Source organism: Luteibacter sp. W1I16 (assembly GCF_050434905.1).
Lineage (GTDB): Bacteria > Pseudomonadota > Gammaproteobacteria > Xanthomonadales > Rhodanobacteraceae > Luteibacter.
Genome location: NZ_JBNDJJ010000001.1, coordinates 642,610 through 655,295, shown reverse-complemented (window position 1 = coordinate 655,295; position 12,686 = coordinate 642,610). Strand labels below are relative to the sequence as shown.

Below are 12,686 nucleotides of genomic sequence, written 5' to 3'. Positions count from 1 at the left end.
TTCTCCATGACCGATACCGATACTGTTGAAGCCTTTACCGACGGCGCCTGCCTGGGCAACCCCGGCCCTGGCGGATGGGCCGCGCTGCTGCGCGCCAAGGGCGTGGAGAAGATGATTTCCGGCGGCGAAGCCGAGACCACGAACAACCGCATGGAGATGATGGCCGCCATCTCCGCGCTGGAAGCGCTCACGCGTCGCTGCAACGTGCATCTCATGACCGACTCGAAATACGTGATGCAGGGCGTGCAGGAGTGGGTGCCGAAGTGGCGCCGCAACGGCTGGAAAACCGCGGACAAGAAGCCGGTGAAGAACCAGGACCTGTGGATCCGCCTCGACGAAGCCGCCGCCGCGCACACCGTCACCTGGGAATGGGTGAAGGGCCATAACGGCCATGTGGAAAACGAGCGCGTCGACGTCGCCGCGCGCGACCAGGCGATCATCTACAAGGCGAAGGGGAAGGTGGCATGAGGCAGATCGTCCTCGACACGGAAACCACCGGCCTCGAAGCCCACCTTGGCCACCGCCTGATCGAAATCGGTGCGGTGGAACTGATCGGGCGCCGCCCGACCGGCAACCATTTCCACACCTACCTCAATCCCGAGCGTTCGATCGACGCGGAGGCGAGCGCGGTGACGGGCATCAAGGATGAAGACCTCGTCGGCCAGCCCCTGTTCCGCGACAAGGTGGATGAGTTCCTCGCGTTCATCCGTGGTGCCGAGCTGATCATCCACAACGCGGCATTCGACGTGGGCTTCATCAACGCCGAACTGAAGTTGCTGGGCCCGCGGTACGGGCAGGTGACCGATCACGCCACGGTGCTCGACACGCTGGCCATGGCGCGCACGATGTATCCCGGCCAGCGCAACAGCCTGGACGCGCTGTGCAAGCGCCTGGGCGTGGACAACACGCGTCGCGACCTCCACGGCGGCTTGCTCGATGCGCAGTTGCTGGCGGAAGTCTACGTCGCGATGACCTCGGGTCAGGTCGCCCTGGATTTCGCCTTCGATGCCGACAACGACCATCGCGGCAACCATGCGTTGAACGATATCGTCATCACCCGGCGCCCGGTCGTCCTGCGCGCCACGCCGGAAGAGCTGGACCTGCACGCGAAGCGCCTCGACGCCATAGACAAGGCAGCCGGCGGCCAGAGCATCTGGCGCAAGCTCGAATCGGAAACGATTCATTAGAAGGCAGGCAAAGCGGCTTTTGTGGATGAGTGGGAGCCGACCTTGTCGGCGATCCCGCGGCAGCGGGCCCGCTTCATGCACGGCTCGGCTTCGCCCTCGCATTCGTTGGTGGGGCAGAGCCGTCGGCCGCCACCCTCGTCGCTCCGGTTACACCGTCGCTCGGGAAAGGATGCCGCTGCGCGGCCATGTCTTATGGCTGACGCCCCTTCGCGCCCGTCGCGCCGGGCGGGGTTTTCGATTCGCCCTCCGGCGATCTCAACCGGTCGATGCAACGGTTTGATTGAGTACCTCGGCAGGGGTCTGGAAGTCCAGCGTCTGCCGCGGTCGCTGGTTAAGTTCCTTGGCCACGGCGTTGAGCTGGGCCTGGGTGTAATGGCTTAGATCCTGGCCCTTGGGGAAGTACTGGCGAAGCAAGCCGTTGGTGTTTTCGTTGGATCCGCGTTGCCAGGGACTATGCGGGTCGCAGAAATAGATCTGCAGGTCGGTGGCCAGTTTGAAACGCTGGTGCTGGTACATCTCCGGACCGCGATCCCAGGTCAGCGAGCGCTTCAGCTCGGCCGGCAGCCGGCGGATGTGTTTAGCCACGGCATCCACGACGGTCGCACTGTCGCGAGCGGGAATTTTGATCAGCATCACGAAGCGTGATCGCCGCTCCACGAGCGTGACGATATGCGAGTGGATCGTGCCGGCTAGCAGGTCGCCTTCCCAGTGACCGGGTACCGCCCGGTCATTCGCTTCGGCGGGGCGCTGGCTGATCGTCAGGGCCTGGGCAATCAGGTTAGGGCCGCCCTTGCGGCCCTTGCCGTGACGCCCCTGCGCCTGCGGGTAACGGACCGATCGCTGGGTGCGCAGATGCGCCAGGAGCTGCTTTTTAAGCACGCCGCGGGCCTGGATGAACAGGCTTCGATAAATGGTTTCGTGGGACACCCGCATACTGTCGTTGTCTGGATAGCGTCGGGCAAGCCATCCGCTGATCTGCTGGGGTGCCCAGCGATGGGCCAGCTTGTGGGCGACCACGCGACGAAGGGCGCCGTGGCGGGCCAGCAGGCACGCCTTGGGTCGTTTGGCCTGCGCCCAGGCTCGCTGGTCGGCATTCGCCGCGCGATAGGCCTCACGGCCTCCGTTACGTCTCACCTCACGGCTGATGCTGGAGGGGGCTCGCCCCAGGCTCTGGGCGATCCGGCGCAGGGAATGGCCCTGACACAAGCCGCGGGAAATCTCTTCGCGATCCGCCAACTGAAGCGCCTGGGCCGCCCGCTTCCGAGGCGGTGGGGCGAATCCGCCGTGCTTCTTCAACACGTAGTGAATCGTCTCAGGGTGCCGATCCAGCGACCGGCCGATGGCCGCGGGCGACACGCCGGCCCGCCAGTCCGCCCAGATCCGTTCACGGTCCGCCGTCGACAAATGACGCCAAAGCCTGACTGCTCTGCTCATGATGCCCACCTCCGTCTTGATCAGACTACGGTGTTGCATCGATCGGTTGAGATCACCCCGTGGCTCAGCGAAAACGGCCGGCCGTCCAGGCCGGCCCCCTACGGGCCTTTTCGCCCGGCGCTCCTCGGTTCCACAAGTCGCCACGAGGGTGGCGGCCGACGGCTCTTCCGGGCACGGAGGTGTCGTGCGGCACGAGCAACGCCCGCAACCTGGGGCCAGCCGTTCCGTGTGAATCCCCTCACCCGGGTGGGAAGCGGGCTGGCCCGCGATGCCTCAATCTTTCTGCTGGCGAAGGAAGCCTTGCGGTGATAAGGCGGGGCTTGTCACCGCTCGTTCGGTTGCGGTGCATAGCCTCGTTCGCTCGACAGAGGGTGGCGAATCGCGGGCCAGCCCGCTTCCCACCCCGGGTGCGGCAACCGGCAAAGGCAGACGGCTCTTCCCCACCAACCCACCGCAGTGTCGAGAGAGCTGCCGGGCGCCACCCTCGGCGCGACATGAGGAGCCGAGGACGGGCGGGTGGAAAAGGCCCGAAGGGGATCGGCCATGGATGGCCGATCGTTTTCGCTGAGCCACGGGGTGATCTCAACCGATCGATGCAACACCGTAGTCTGATCAAGACGGAGGTGGGCATCATGAGCAGAGCAGTCAGGCTTTGGCGTCATTTGTCGACGGCGGACCGTGAACGGATCTGGGCGGACTGGCGGGCCGGCGTGTCGCCCGCGGCCATCGGCCGGTCGCTGGATCGGCACCCTGAGACGATTCACTACGTGTTGAAGAAGCACGGCGGATTCGCCCCACCGCCTCGGAAGCGGGCGGCCCAGGCGCTTCAGTTGGCGGATCGCGAAGAGATTTCCCGCGGCTTGTGTCAGGGCCATTCCCTGCGCCGGATCGCCCAGAGCCTGGGGCGAGCCCCCTCCAGCATCAGCCGTGAGGTGAGACGTAACGGAGGCCGTGAGGCCTATCGCGCGGCGAATGCCGACCAGCGAGCCTGGGCGCAGGCCAAACGACCCAAGGCGTGCCTGCTGGCCCGCCACGGCGCCCTTCGTCGCGTGGTCGCCCACAAGCTGGCCCATCGCTGGGCACCCCAGCAGATCAGCGGATGGCTTGCCCGACGCTATCCAGACAACGACAGTATGCGGGTGTCCCACGAAACCATTTATCGAAGCCTGTTCATCCAGGCCCGCGGCGTGCTTAAAAAGCAGCTCCTGGCGCATCTGCGCACCCAGCGATCGGTCCGTTACCCGCAGGCGCAGGGGCGTCACGGCAAGGGCCGCAAGGGCGGCCCTAACCTGATTGCCCAGGCCCTGACGATCAGCCAGCGCCCCGCCGAAGCGAATGACCGGGCGGTACCCGGTCACTGGGAAGGCGACCTGCTAGCCGGCACGATCCACTCGCATATCGTCACGCTCGTGGAGCGGCGATCACGCTTCGTGATGCTGATCAAAATTCCCGCTCGCGACAGTGCGACCGTCGTGGATGCCGTGGCTAAACACATCCGCCGGCTGCCGGCCGAGCTGAAGCGCTCGCTGACCTGGGATCGCGGTCCGGAGATGTACCAGCACCAGCGTTTCAAACTGGCCACCGACCTGCAGATCTATTTCTGCGACCCGCATAGTCCCTGGCAACGCGGATCCAACGAAAACACCAACGGCTTGCTTCGCCAGTACTTCCCCAAGGGCCAGGATCTAAGCCATTACACCCAGGCCCAGCTCAACGCCGTGGCCAAGGAACTTAACCAGCGACCGCGGCAGACGCTGGACTTCCAGACCCCTGCCGAGGTACTCAATCAAACCGTTGCATCGACCGGTTGAGATCGCCGGAGGGCGAATCGGAAACCCCCGCCCGACCGTCCGAGCCCGAAGGGGCGCCAGCCATCAGACACGGCCGCGCAGCGGCTTCCCTTCCCAAGGGACGGCACCGCCTGTCGCGCCGAGGGTGGCGCCCGGCAGCTCCCCCGCCACGCCGCACACAGCGAGTGCGAGGGCGAAGCCGAGCCCTCAGAAGCGCGAAGTACTGGCCCGCTGCCGCGGGATCGCCGCTGAAGCGGCTCCCACCAGGGGCGGCTCCCACGGGGGGCCGCCACCCAAAAAACATGGGGCGCCCGGATGGGCGCCCCACTTCGCTACCGGCCGCCCCGGGGAGGGAGGAGGGGCAGGGAGGCCGGGAACTCAGAAGTAGGCGCGGACGCCTACGGAGACGTTGCGGCCCGGTAGCGGCGCGACGTCCTTGAACAACGACGTGGCCGGGCGTGCCGTCTGGTTGGTGAGGTTGTTGCCGTCGACGAAGGCTTCCCACTGGCTGCGGTCGTCATTGACGAAGGTCCAGGCGAAGTGCGCGTTGACCAGCGTGTAGCCTGCCGTATCCGTTTCGAACGCCGCGATCTTGTCCTGCTTCATGTAGCGCACGGCGCCTAGGCTCGCGCGCAGGCTATCGGCGTTCCAGCTCAACGTGGAACCGACGCGCCCTGCGGGAATGCGCGGCACGTTGCCACCGCCGTCGGTGAGCGTCGCGCGCACGGTGTCGCCGAAGACACGCAGGTCCCAGTTGCCCGTCGGACCCTTCGACAGATGGAACGTCGCCTCGGCTTCCGCGCCGCGGAACGTGGCATCGTTCTGCGACCAGATGCGTACGGGAAGATCGTCTTCCACCTCGCCCGTGTCGGCGAGATAGATGAAGTTCTTGTACTTGTTGTAATACACCGCCAGCTTCCCCTCCACGACATCGCCGTGGAAGTGCAGGCCGAGCTCGGCCTGGTTCGACTTTTCCTTTTCCAGGTCGCTGCCGATCTCGAACGTGTTCGATGCCGCGTGCGGACCGTTGGCGAAGAGTTCTTCTTCGGATGGCGCACGCTCGGCGTGGTCGAGGTTCAGCGACAGGTGCCACTGTTCCGCGAATCGCCAGGCGACGCCGGCGGAGAAGCTGTTGGGACTGAAGTCGCGCTTGGCGCCGTTCTCCGGATCGACGCTCTGCTTGTCGTGACGCGCTCCGAGTTCCACCTTCACGGGTCCGAACTCGCGTTGCTCCGTGAGGAAGACGCCGACGCCAGTCGTGACGGTGGGCGGTACGAAGGTTTCCTCACCCACGGCGGAAAATTTCCGGTGCTGGGTCTGCACGCCGAACGCGCCTTCCCATCCGGCGAGGGGATCGTGCGTGACGACGAGGCGGCCCTGGTTGCTGTCGGTCGAGAAGGTGGTGCCCGGCACGTCGCCCTCGAACTCCACGTGCTGGTAGGCGCCGTGGCCGAGGCTGAATTCGACCTTGCTGATGCCGTCGAGGGGCTGCACGAGCCCGCCCTTCAACGTGTAGTTGGTCTGCGCCATCTTGATGTGGACCGCGTCTTCGCCTTCGGCCGGATCGCCGGGTTCCGCCGGGCTGCCGTAGAGGTCCATGAAGCGGGAGACGGAAAGTCCGAGATAACCCCACGAGCCGAGCACCGACGCGCCCACCGAGCCCGCGGTGGTCTTGACGGCGCTGTTGGCGAGCGTGCCGCCGGGGATGTCGTAGTCCTCGTTGTCGCGGCGCATGCCGTCGACGTGGATCGCGAACGTGTCGTTACCGGCGTCGAGGCGAAGAAGGCCGGTATGGCCGTCGGACACGGAGTCGTGACGGACCTCGGCGCGGCCCGCGAACCCATTGTCCGGCGCTTTCTCGGGAATGCGTCCATCGACCACGTTCACGACACCGCCGATCGCGCCCGAGCCGTACAGCAGGGTGGCGGGGCCTTTCAGCACTTCGATCTGGTCGGCGAGGAAGGGCTCGAGCGTGACCGCGTGGTCCTGGCTGACGTTGGAGACATCCTGTGAGGAGAGGCCGTTTTCCAGCACCGCCACACGCGGACCGTCCAGGCCGCGGATCACGGGCCGGCCGACGGCGGTGCCCAGGGCGGAACTCTGCACGCCGGGGATGGAGGACACCGTTTCACCGAGCGATACGCCCTTGGCATCGTCCAGCGCGGAGCCCGCCAGCACGGCGACGGGCGCGACGATCTGGTCGGCGTTCTGTCCCAGCGGCACCGCGTTGACCACGATGCCATCGAGTTTCTCGGCATTCCTGCGGCTCTTGCCCGGGGCCTCCTTGGCGTCCTGGGCATCCGCGGCGGGCGGCGTGCCGTCCTGGGTCGTGTCGTCGGCCATGGCTGGCAATGCCGTGCCGCAGGTGGCGGCGATGGTCAGGGCGAGGAAGGTTCGGCGCATCGGGTGGAACTCCGGGTTGGGTTTCGCAATGTTATAAAGTATCATCGCTTGCCTCGACCCGTGCAACTAGTCACGCTATGTCCTCCATGACCGATCCTTCCGTCGAACCCGAAGTCCCCCGCCGCTGGTGGCACGCCGCCGATCGCCTCGGTGCGACAGCCTCGTTCCTGTGCGCGATCCATTGCGCGGCACTGCCGTTCGTCATCGCGTTGCTGCCCGTAATGGGGCTGTCGTTCCTGGCCGACCATCGCTTCGAAGCGGGCTTCGTCATCTTCGCCTGCATGCTGGCGAGCGTCGCGCTGGTGTCCGGTTTTCGGCGCCACCGCCGCCGCCTTCCGCTAGCCCTGGCCATACCGGGCCTGATGCTCCTGTTGCTCGGCGTCACCTTCCTGCACGGCAATTCGTTGTTGGTGCACAGCGTGCTGGTGACCTGTGGCGGCTTCCTCGTCGCCGCCGCGCACTTCGTGAACCTGAAGGTCGATCGCAGCGGGCATGCGGGCCACATCCATGGGCCCTCCTGCGCGCACCCGTGATTGTGTAACCGCCGCCGGATTACCTAGCCTTCTCTCATGGCACACGACCACGCCCATCCGCACGTCCATGATCATGGACACGTGCACGATCACGCCGAGCACGGCAACGAGCGCAAGCTGCTGTTCGCCTTCGTGCTGACCACCCTGATGCTGATCGCCGAGGCGGTCGGCGGCCTGTGGTCGGGATCGCTCGCCCTGTTGGCGGATTCCGGACACATGCTGGTCGACGCGCTGGCGCTGTTGCTGGCGTTCCTCGGCGCGCGCTTCGCCGCCCGCCCCGCGGATTCACGCCGCACCTACGGGTACGGGCGCATCGAAGTGCTGGCCGGCTTCGTCAACGCGCTCACCCAGTTCGCCCTGGTCGCCTTCATCGTCTTCGAGGCGGTGCAGCGCCTGTTTTCACCGCAGCCGATCTTGTCCGGCGTGATGCTGGTGGTGGCCGTGCTCGGACTCGTCGCCAACGTGGTGGTGCTGCGCACCTTGCATGGCCACGACCCCGACGACGTGAACATCGCCGGTGCCAGCCTGCATGTCCTGGGCGACCTGCTGGGCTCGGTGGCGGCCGTGCTGGCCGCGCTGGCGGTGCGCTGGCTCGGCTGGAACTGGGCGGACCCGGTGCTTTCGGTTCTGGTGTCGCTGTTGATCCTGCGCAGCGCCTGGTCACTGGTGCGCCGGTCGGGCCATATCCTCCTGGAGGGCACGCCCGAAGGCGTCGATCTCGCCCATGTGCAACGCGAATTGCATTCGGTCGACCCGGGCATCGTCAGCATCCATCACGTGCACGTATGGCAGGTGACCGCCGGCTCCCGCATGGCCACGCTGCATGCCGAGATGGCGCCGGGTACGGGCCAGGCCGACCAGGCCCGCGTGCTCCGCGCGATCAAGGCGATGCTCAACGAACGGTGGCGCGTGGAACATGCCACGGTCCAGTTCGATCCGGGTCCGTGCCCGGACGAGCGGGAAGGCTGCGGCAAGGGCGGCCGGCGGGTTCCCTGAACGGGCACCCTTGCGCTTTACGCGGCCGCTGCTACGATGATCGGCCGTTTCTCTCCCTCATTACGAATCAAGGAGTTTCCCATGGGCAAGGGCGACCGCCGCACCCGTCGCGGCAAGATCTACCGTTCCAGCTATGGCAATGCCCGTCCGCACATCGACGTCGTGACCGGCGCCGCCGTGGCCAAGCCGGCCGCTGCCAAGCCCGCCGCCGCCAAGAAGGCCGCGCCGCGCAAGAAGGCCTGAGCCTTCGGTAGCGTGAGACGAAAAGCCCCGCGATGCGGGGCTTTTTCGTTTTTCATCCAGCGCGGCTCGCAATGACCGCGCGGTGTACTTCGAGCGCGCTGCGCTCGACCCAGTTGTGTTGCAGCAAGCCATCTTCGCGCACATGCCAGATGGCGGTGCCCGTCATGTCGAAAGGCGTGCCACAGGGTTCCAGGCCCATGAAACCGTTGTTTCGCCCGCTGATCTTCCAGCGCGAGGCGACTCTGTCGCCGGTCGCATTCTGGAACGTTTCAACCGACTCGAAGTGGAAGTCGGCGATGCTGGCGAGGAAGCCGGCGATCCATGACTTGAACGCCTCCCGTCCATGGATGTCGATGCCGCCCGAGGTGATGGTGAAGTCCTCGGCGACGAGACGGTCCACGGCGGCGGGGTCGCGTGCAACCCAGACGGCACGCCAGAAGCGTTCGACGATATCGACGGACCGGTTGTTCATGAGCGGCTCCAGACGGGGGAATGTCCTATTGGACGGCACTGGCTAATCATTAGGCAAGCGAATAGCATAGGTGAAGACATTAGAGAAATTAATGAACGATCGGCCAGACATCGAGATCGACCTGCTTCGCGCCCTAGTGGCGGTGGTGGAGGCAGGTGGATTCACCCCCGCGGCGGAGCGTCTCAACCGGACTCAGTCGGCCGTGAGCCAGAAGATCGCCCGGCTGGAGCGCCTGCTGGGTTGGAAGGTGTTCGGGCGGAACAGCCGCGGGCTTCGGTTGACGGCGCGCGGCGAAAGCCTGCTCGACGATGCGCGCCGGCTGCTCGTGCGATACGAGCATTTCCTCGGGAGCGTGCACGCGGCGAGCACGTCGACCATTTTGCGCCTTGGCGTTTCCGAGAACCTCACGCTGTCACGCTTGCCGGCGCTGCTCACACGCGTCAGGACGAGTTATCCCGGTTTGCATATCGAACTGAGCACCGGCACCAGTGCCACCTTGCTGGCCGACCTGGAGCACGGGCGCCTCGACATCGTCGTGGCCAAGCAAGGCGGTGCGCGAACGTCGGCGCACGGTCGCGTCGCATGGCGCGAGCCGATGACATGGTTCGCTGCCTCGTCGTTTCGCGATGAGGTTGGCAAGGCCGCCCCCCTGGTCCTGATGCGTGAGCCATGTGCTTACCGGGAAGCGGCAATCGCGGCGCTCGATGCGGTGTCACGCCTGTGGACAATCGCATGCACCGTCGACAACGTTCCCGGCGCCGAGGCCGCGGTGCTCGCCGGGCTGGGAGTGACCGCGCAGGCGCGCTCGTTCGCGCGCCCGGGGATGAAGATCTTGCATCCATCGCGCCGTTGGCCGCCTTTACCGGGAACCGAGGTCGCGGTGTATGGGCGGGATCCGGAATGGGCGCCGATGGTGGAGGCCCTGGTCGGCATGTTGGCGGTGCCTGAAGACGCCGTGCGGGTAAGCCGGACCGAATGACTACAGCTCCAGTCGTTCGGCGAATTCGAAGCGGCTGTCGGCCGGCGCGGCGATGACGTTCTGCTGGACCAGGCCCGGGAAGATGTTCGCATCGTTACCAGCATGGTTATCGGCGTTGAACAGGTAGGGCACGTGTGACCACGCCCGGTAGCCGAGTGCCTTGATCGCCGCTACCTCGGCTTCGGCCGTGTCCATGCCGGAGAGACGCGCGTAAATCAGCGGGCGATGCGTGCGTAGCGTCTCGGTGGCGCCTGCGAGGACATCGGCCAGCGCGTTCGCCTGATTCACCTTGAGCAGGTGCAGGGCGTCGAGGCGCAGGCTGTCGATCGTCGCCATGCGGATTTTCTCGTGCGCGTCCTTGCACGCGCCGGGCAGCAGGCTCCTCAGCGAGGACGATCCCTTTCCGCGGCCCAGCCACACCGCGTGGGTAAAGACGTTGTCGAGTCCGTTGATCGCCACGTTGGCGCATACCTGCTGGAAAGGGATGCGGCGTGGTTCCGCGACGTGCACCTGGCCGAGCGGACCGACGGCTTGCGCCATCCATAACGCGTGCGCGGCGAAGTCGCCGCCGAACTCCAGGACCGTCTGGCCTTCCTCGATCAGTCCGCTGAGCAGGATGGCTTCGTGTTCCGCCCACTCGCCGTACAACTGCAGCGAGCGCGCCACCGCGTTGTCCACCGTGACCGCGGTGGCGAGGCCGTAGCGGGTCTGCCAGAAAGGCAGGATCGGGTCATTCGTTGCGTGCTTCATGCTCATGGGGACTCGTGTGGACTCAGAGGGTGGAACGGGCGATGGCCAGGTGGCGAAGCGAGCGCGCGAGCGCGGTGGTGTCATGGCCGCGATCGCCGGCCCAGCGGTGGCAGGCGTCGCGCCAGAGCCCGACGACGCGTTCGTCGGTGGCATCCGTGCGGCAGATGGATTCGCACCATGAGGCGGCACCGGCGTTGTCGCCATCGCGCAGCCGTGCTTCGGCGACGGCGATGCGTGCGGAAGCGGGCAAGGGTCCGGCAGCTTCGAGGCTGCGCCCGATCGCGGCGGTGATACTCGTTTGCGCGGCATGCTCGGGAAGCGACTCGTAGGTCAACTGGATGTCCAGGCGGCAGGCGAGCGCATCGACGCGCCATGCGGGGTGCTGTTCCGCGAGGAAGGCGTGGAGGAGGGCATGCGAGCAGGCCGCGGCCGCCTCCTCCGGTGCAAGCAGGTGTGCCCGTTGCTGAGCCGTGCGTGCGACGAGCAAGGCGGTTTCCGCTTCGGCATGTCGTACATGGGCGTCATCGAGCAACGACTGCGCCCGTTCGAGCTCGGGAAGGCGTTCCGCCGGTCTGCGGGTGCGCGCGCGATGCAGCCAGGTTTCACCCCGCCTGCGCAACGCGCGCGTCGCCGCATCCGGACCGGCGGCGGCAAGGCGGTCGCAATAGTGCTCCGCCTCGTCGAGGCGCGTCATGGCAGCCGCGCCGAGTAGCCAGGACGCCCAGGCGAGTTGAGCGTCGATGCACGCATCGAGTGCCAGCGGATGCTCGCAGCGAGGATCGTGTGCGAGACCGGCGAACAGGTCTCGCAAGGCGAACAGGCGATGGGCACCGGAAAGCCGCTCGATGCATACCAGCCGGCATCGGATCCAGCGTGCGAAGCCATGGCGTTGTTCTTCGCCATGCGTACGGTCGAGGACCGCGGCCATCTCCTTTTCGATGACGGTGAGCAGGCGCTCCGCGTCGCGTCGCGGCAGGTCGCGTGCGCGTTGCATGCGCAGGGTGGGCAGCAGCCAGCGCGCGAGCCGCCCGTCGTCATCGTCATGGCCTGCGTGGGCGAGGAGAAGGTCTTCCCAGGCTTGCCCTGCGCCGCTCGAATCGCCGCTGCGGCGGATGTCGGGAAAGCGTTCGTCGCCGATGAGGTGCAACGTGCCGAGCGCATCCGCCTCGGCGAGCCGGCGCCACAAGCCGCTTGCCGGGACAGCGGGGGCCAGCACGACCGTGGGGGCTGGAGCTTTCTCCAGGGGAAGCGGAACGAGCAGGTCCACGGGTTGCCCGGTCATGTGCAGGTCCGGCGTTTCGTAGGCGGATCGCCGATAGACCCAGTCCGGTGACGCGGGCAACGTGCGCGCGGGAGGTGGATCGAGGGGCCCGTCGACGAAATGGCTGGCCATGGAAGGGGCGTCCACGATGACGCGCCGCCTCGCGCGCCGTCGCGACATCGCAAGCAACACCATGGCGAGCGTGCCGGTGCCGGCCCCGCCGATGGCGAGGAACGGCCAGCCGGCGATGGCCCAGGAACCGGGCGCGTGCGGGGTGGGCGGCGTGTACGACGCCGCCACGCGGCGGGTGGTTTTCGGGAGGTCCGGAAGCGGTGCTGCCATGATCGTCGCCAGATCGACCGGCTCGGATGCTTCCATGGCGTCGAGCATGCGCGCGACATCGCGCATTTGCCGCGCATGGCGGGCACGTTGCTCTTCCTCTTCCCGCGTGTTGCCGCATGCGCCGGTCATGCATGCCAGGAATACGAGGCATGCGATGCGCGCGACGACGACGAGGCGATCCCGCAAGCGGGACGACGATGAACCCTTCAACGATGTTCCTGACGACCTCTGGATGCCGGCGCCGCTAGCGCCAAGGCAACATCGATGATAGGTGCGACTTGGCCAGGGATCGATGG

General features: G+C 66.5%; 12 protein-coding genes. 7 read left to right on the top strand and 5 right to left on the bottom strand.

Features of this window, described 5'->3' with window-relative positions:
* Positions 1-6: 6 nt before the first annotated feature.
* Together rnhA and dnaQ are read left to right on the top strand one after the other, a co-directional pair.
* Positions 7-468 (top strand): ribonuclease HI, encoded by a 462-nt coding sequence (rnhA, locus tag QFZ41_RS02840; RefSeq protein ID WP_371025114.1) that lies wholly within the window; start codon positions 7-9, stop codon positions 466-468.
* Positions 465-1,187, top strand: a complete 723-nt coding sequence (dnaQ, locus tag QFZ41_RS02835; protein ID WP_429197368.1) for a DNA polymerase III subunit epsilon — start codon at positions 465-467, stop codon at positions 1,185-1,187. Before rnhA ends, dnaQ begins: the two co-directional genes overlap by 4 nt.
* A 255-nt stretch (positions 1,188-1,442) precedes the next feature.
* Here dnaQ and QFZ41_RS02830 read toward each other — a convergent pair whose 3' ends face one another.
* Positions 1,443-2,621 carry an IS30 family transposase gene (locus tag QFZ41_RS02830; protein ID WP_429197367.1) on the bottom strand — a complete coding sequence of 393 codons (1,179 nt, stop codon included), beginning with the start codon at positions 2,619-2,621 and terminating at the stop codon, positions 1,443-1,445.
* A gap of 632 nt (positions 2,622-3,253) precedes the next feature.
* Here QFZ41_RS02830 and QFZ41_RS02825 point away from each other — a divergent pair.
* Positions 3,254-4,432 (top strand): IS30 family transposase, encoded by a 1,179-nt coding sequence (locus QFZ41_RS02825; RefSeq protein ID WP_429197367.1) that lies wholly within the window; start codon positions 3,254-3,256, stop codon positions 4,430-4,432.
* Between the two features lie 357 nt (positions 4,433-4,789).
* Here the strand turns inward: QFZ41_RS02825 and QFZ41_RS02820 are convergent, their stop codons facing one another.
* The gene (locus QFZ41_RS02820) at positions 4,790-6,814 is read right to left on the bottom strand and encodes a TonB-dependent receptor domain-containing protein (RefSeq protein WP_429197366.1); all 2,025 of its coding nucleotides are present in this window, start codon (positions 6,812-6,814) and stop codon (positions 4,790-4,792) included.
* 86 nt (positions 6,815-6,900) lie between these two features.
* Between QFZ41_RS02820 and QFZ41_RS02815 the strand changes: the two genes are divergently transcribed.
* The 3 genes from QFZ41_RS02815 to QFZ41_RS02805 all read left to right on the top strand — a co-directional run bounded on the left by QFZ41_RS02815 (position 6,901) and on the right by QFZ41_RS02805 (position 8,586).
* Positions 6,901-7,347, top strand: coding sequence for a MerC domain-containing protein (locus QFZ41_RS02815; RefSeq protein WP_429197365.1), 447 nt, complete (start codon positions 6,901-6,903; stop codon positions 7,345-7,347).
* A gap of 36 nt (positions 7,348-7,383) precedes the next feature.
* Positions 7,384-8,343: a cation diffusion facilitator family transporter gene (locus QFZ41_RS02810; RefSeq protein ID WP_429197364.1), complete on the top strand. Its 960-nt coding sequence runs from the start codon at positions 7,384-7,386 to the stop codon at positions 8,341-8,343.
* An 81-nt stretch (positions 8,344-8,424) separates the two neighbouring features.
* Complete coding sequence (locus QFZ41_RS02805; RefSeq protein WP_306847696.1) at positions 8,425-8,586, top strand: 30S ribosomal protein THX; 162 nt, start codon at positions 8,425-8,427, stop codon at positions 8,584-8,586.
* 52 nt (positions 8,587-8,638) lie between these two features.
* Here QFZ41_RS02805 and QFZ41_RS02800 read toward each other — a convergent pair whose 3' ends face one another.
* A complete protein-coding gene (locus tag QFZ41_RS02800) occupies positions 8,639-9,058 on the bottom strand; it encodes an ester cyclase (protein ID WP_429197363.1) in 420 nt (139 codons plus the stop codon).
* Positions 9,059-9,149: 91 nt separating this feature from the next.
* On the opposite strand from QFZ41_RS02800, the gene QFZ41_RS02795 reads away from it, so the two are divergent.
* Entirely contained in the window at positions 9,150-10,037 is an 888-nt protein-coding gene (locus QFZ41_RS02795) for a LysR substrate-binding domain-containing protein (protein ID WP_429197362.1), read from the top strand.
* Here the strand turns inward: QFZ41_RS02795 and QFZ41_RS02790 are convergent, their stop codons facing one another.
* Together QFZ41_RS02790 and QFZ41_RS02785 are read right to left on the bottom strand one after the other, a co-directional pair.
* Positions 10,038-10,793 (bottom strand): hypothetical protein, encoded by a 756-nt coding sequence (locus tag QFZ41_RS02790; protein ID WP_429197361.1) that lies wholly within the window; start codon positions 10,791-10,793, stop codon positions 10,038-10,040.
* A 16-nt stretch (positions 10,794-10,809) separates the two neighbouring features.
* On the bottom strand, positions 10,810-12,600 hold the full coding sequence (locus QFZ41_RS02785) for a hypothetical protein (RefSeq protein WP_429197360.1): 1,791 nt from the start codon (positions 12,598-12,600) through the stop codon (positions 10,810-10,812).
* Positions 12,601-12,686: the final 86 nt, after the last annotated feature.

What these genes read in the sequence shown, in the direction of transcription:
- dnaQ (WP_429197368.1), top strand. Translation starts at nt 465, where the DNA reads ATGAGGCAGATCGTCCTCGACACGGAAACCACCGGCCTCGAAGCCCAC.
- QFZ41_RS02830 (WP_429197367.1), bottom strand. Translation starts at nt 2,621, where the DNA reads ATGAGCAGAGCAGTCAGGCTTTGGCGTCATTTGTCGACGGCGGACCGT.
- rnhA (WP_371025114.1), top strand. Translation starts at nt 7, where the DNA reads ATGACCGATACCGATACTGTTGAAGCCTTTACCGACGGCGCCTGCCTG.
- QFZ41_RS02825 (WP_429197367.1), top strand. Translation starts at nt 3,254, where the DNA reads ATGAGCAGAGCAGTCAGGCTTTGGCGTCATTTGTCGACGGCGGACCGT.
- QFZ41_RS02800 (WP_429197363.1), bottom strand. Translation starts at nt 9,058, where the DNA reads ATGAACAACCGGTCCGTCGATATCGTCGAACGCTTCTGGCGTGCCGTC.
- QFZ41_RS02805 (WP_306847696.1), top strand. Translation starts at nt 8,425, where the DNA reads ATGGGCAAGGGCGACCGCCGCACCCGTCGCGGCAAGATCTACCGTTCC.
- QFZ41_RS02795 (WP_429197362.1), top strand. Translation starts at nt 9,150, where the DNA reads ATGAACGATCGGCCAGACATCGAGATCGACCTGCTTCGCGCCCTAGTG.
- QFZ41_RS02790 (WP_429197361.1), bottom strand. Translation starts at nt 10,793, where the DNA reads ATGAGCATGAAGCACGCAACGAATGACCCGATCCTGCCTTTCTGGCAG.
- QFZ41_RS02815 (WP_429197365.1), top strand. Translation starts at nt 6,901, where the DNA reads ATGACCGATCCTTCCGTCGAACCCGAAGTCCCCCGCCGCTGGTGGCAC.
- QFZ41_RS02820 (WP_429197366.1), bottom strand. Translation starts at nt 6,814, where the DNA reads ATGCGCCGAACCTTCCTCGCCCTGACCATCGCCGCCACCTGCGGCACG.
- QFZ41_RS02810 (WP_429197364.1), top strand. Translation starts at nt 7,384, where the DNA reads ATGGCACACGACCACGCCCATCCGCACGTCCATGATCATGGACACGTG.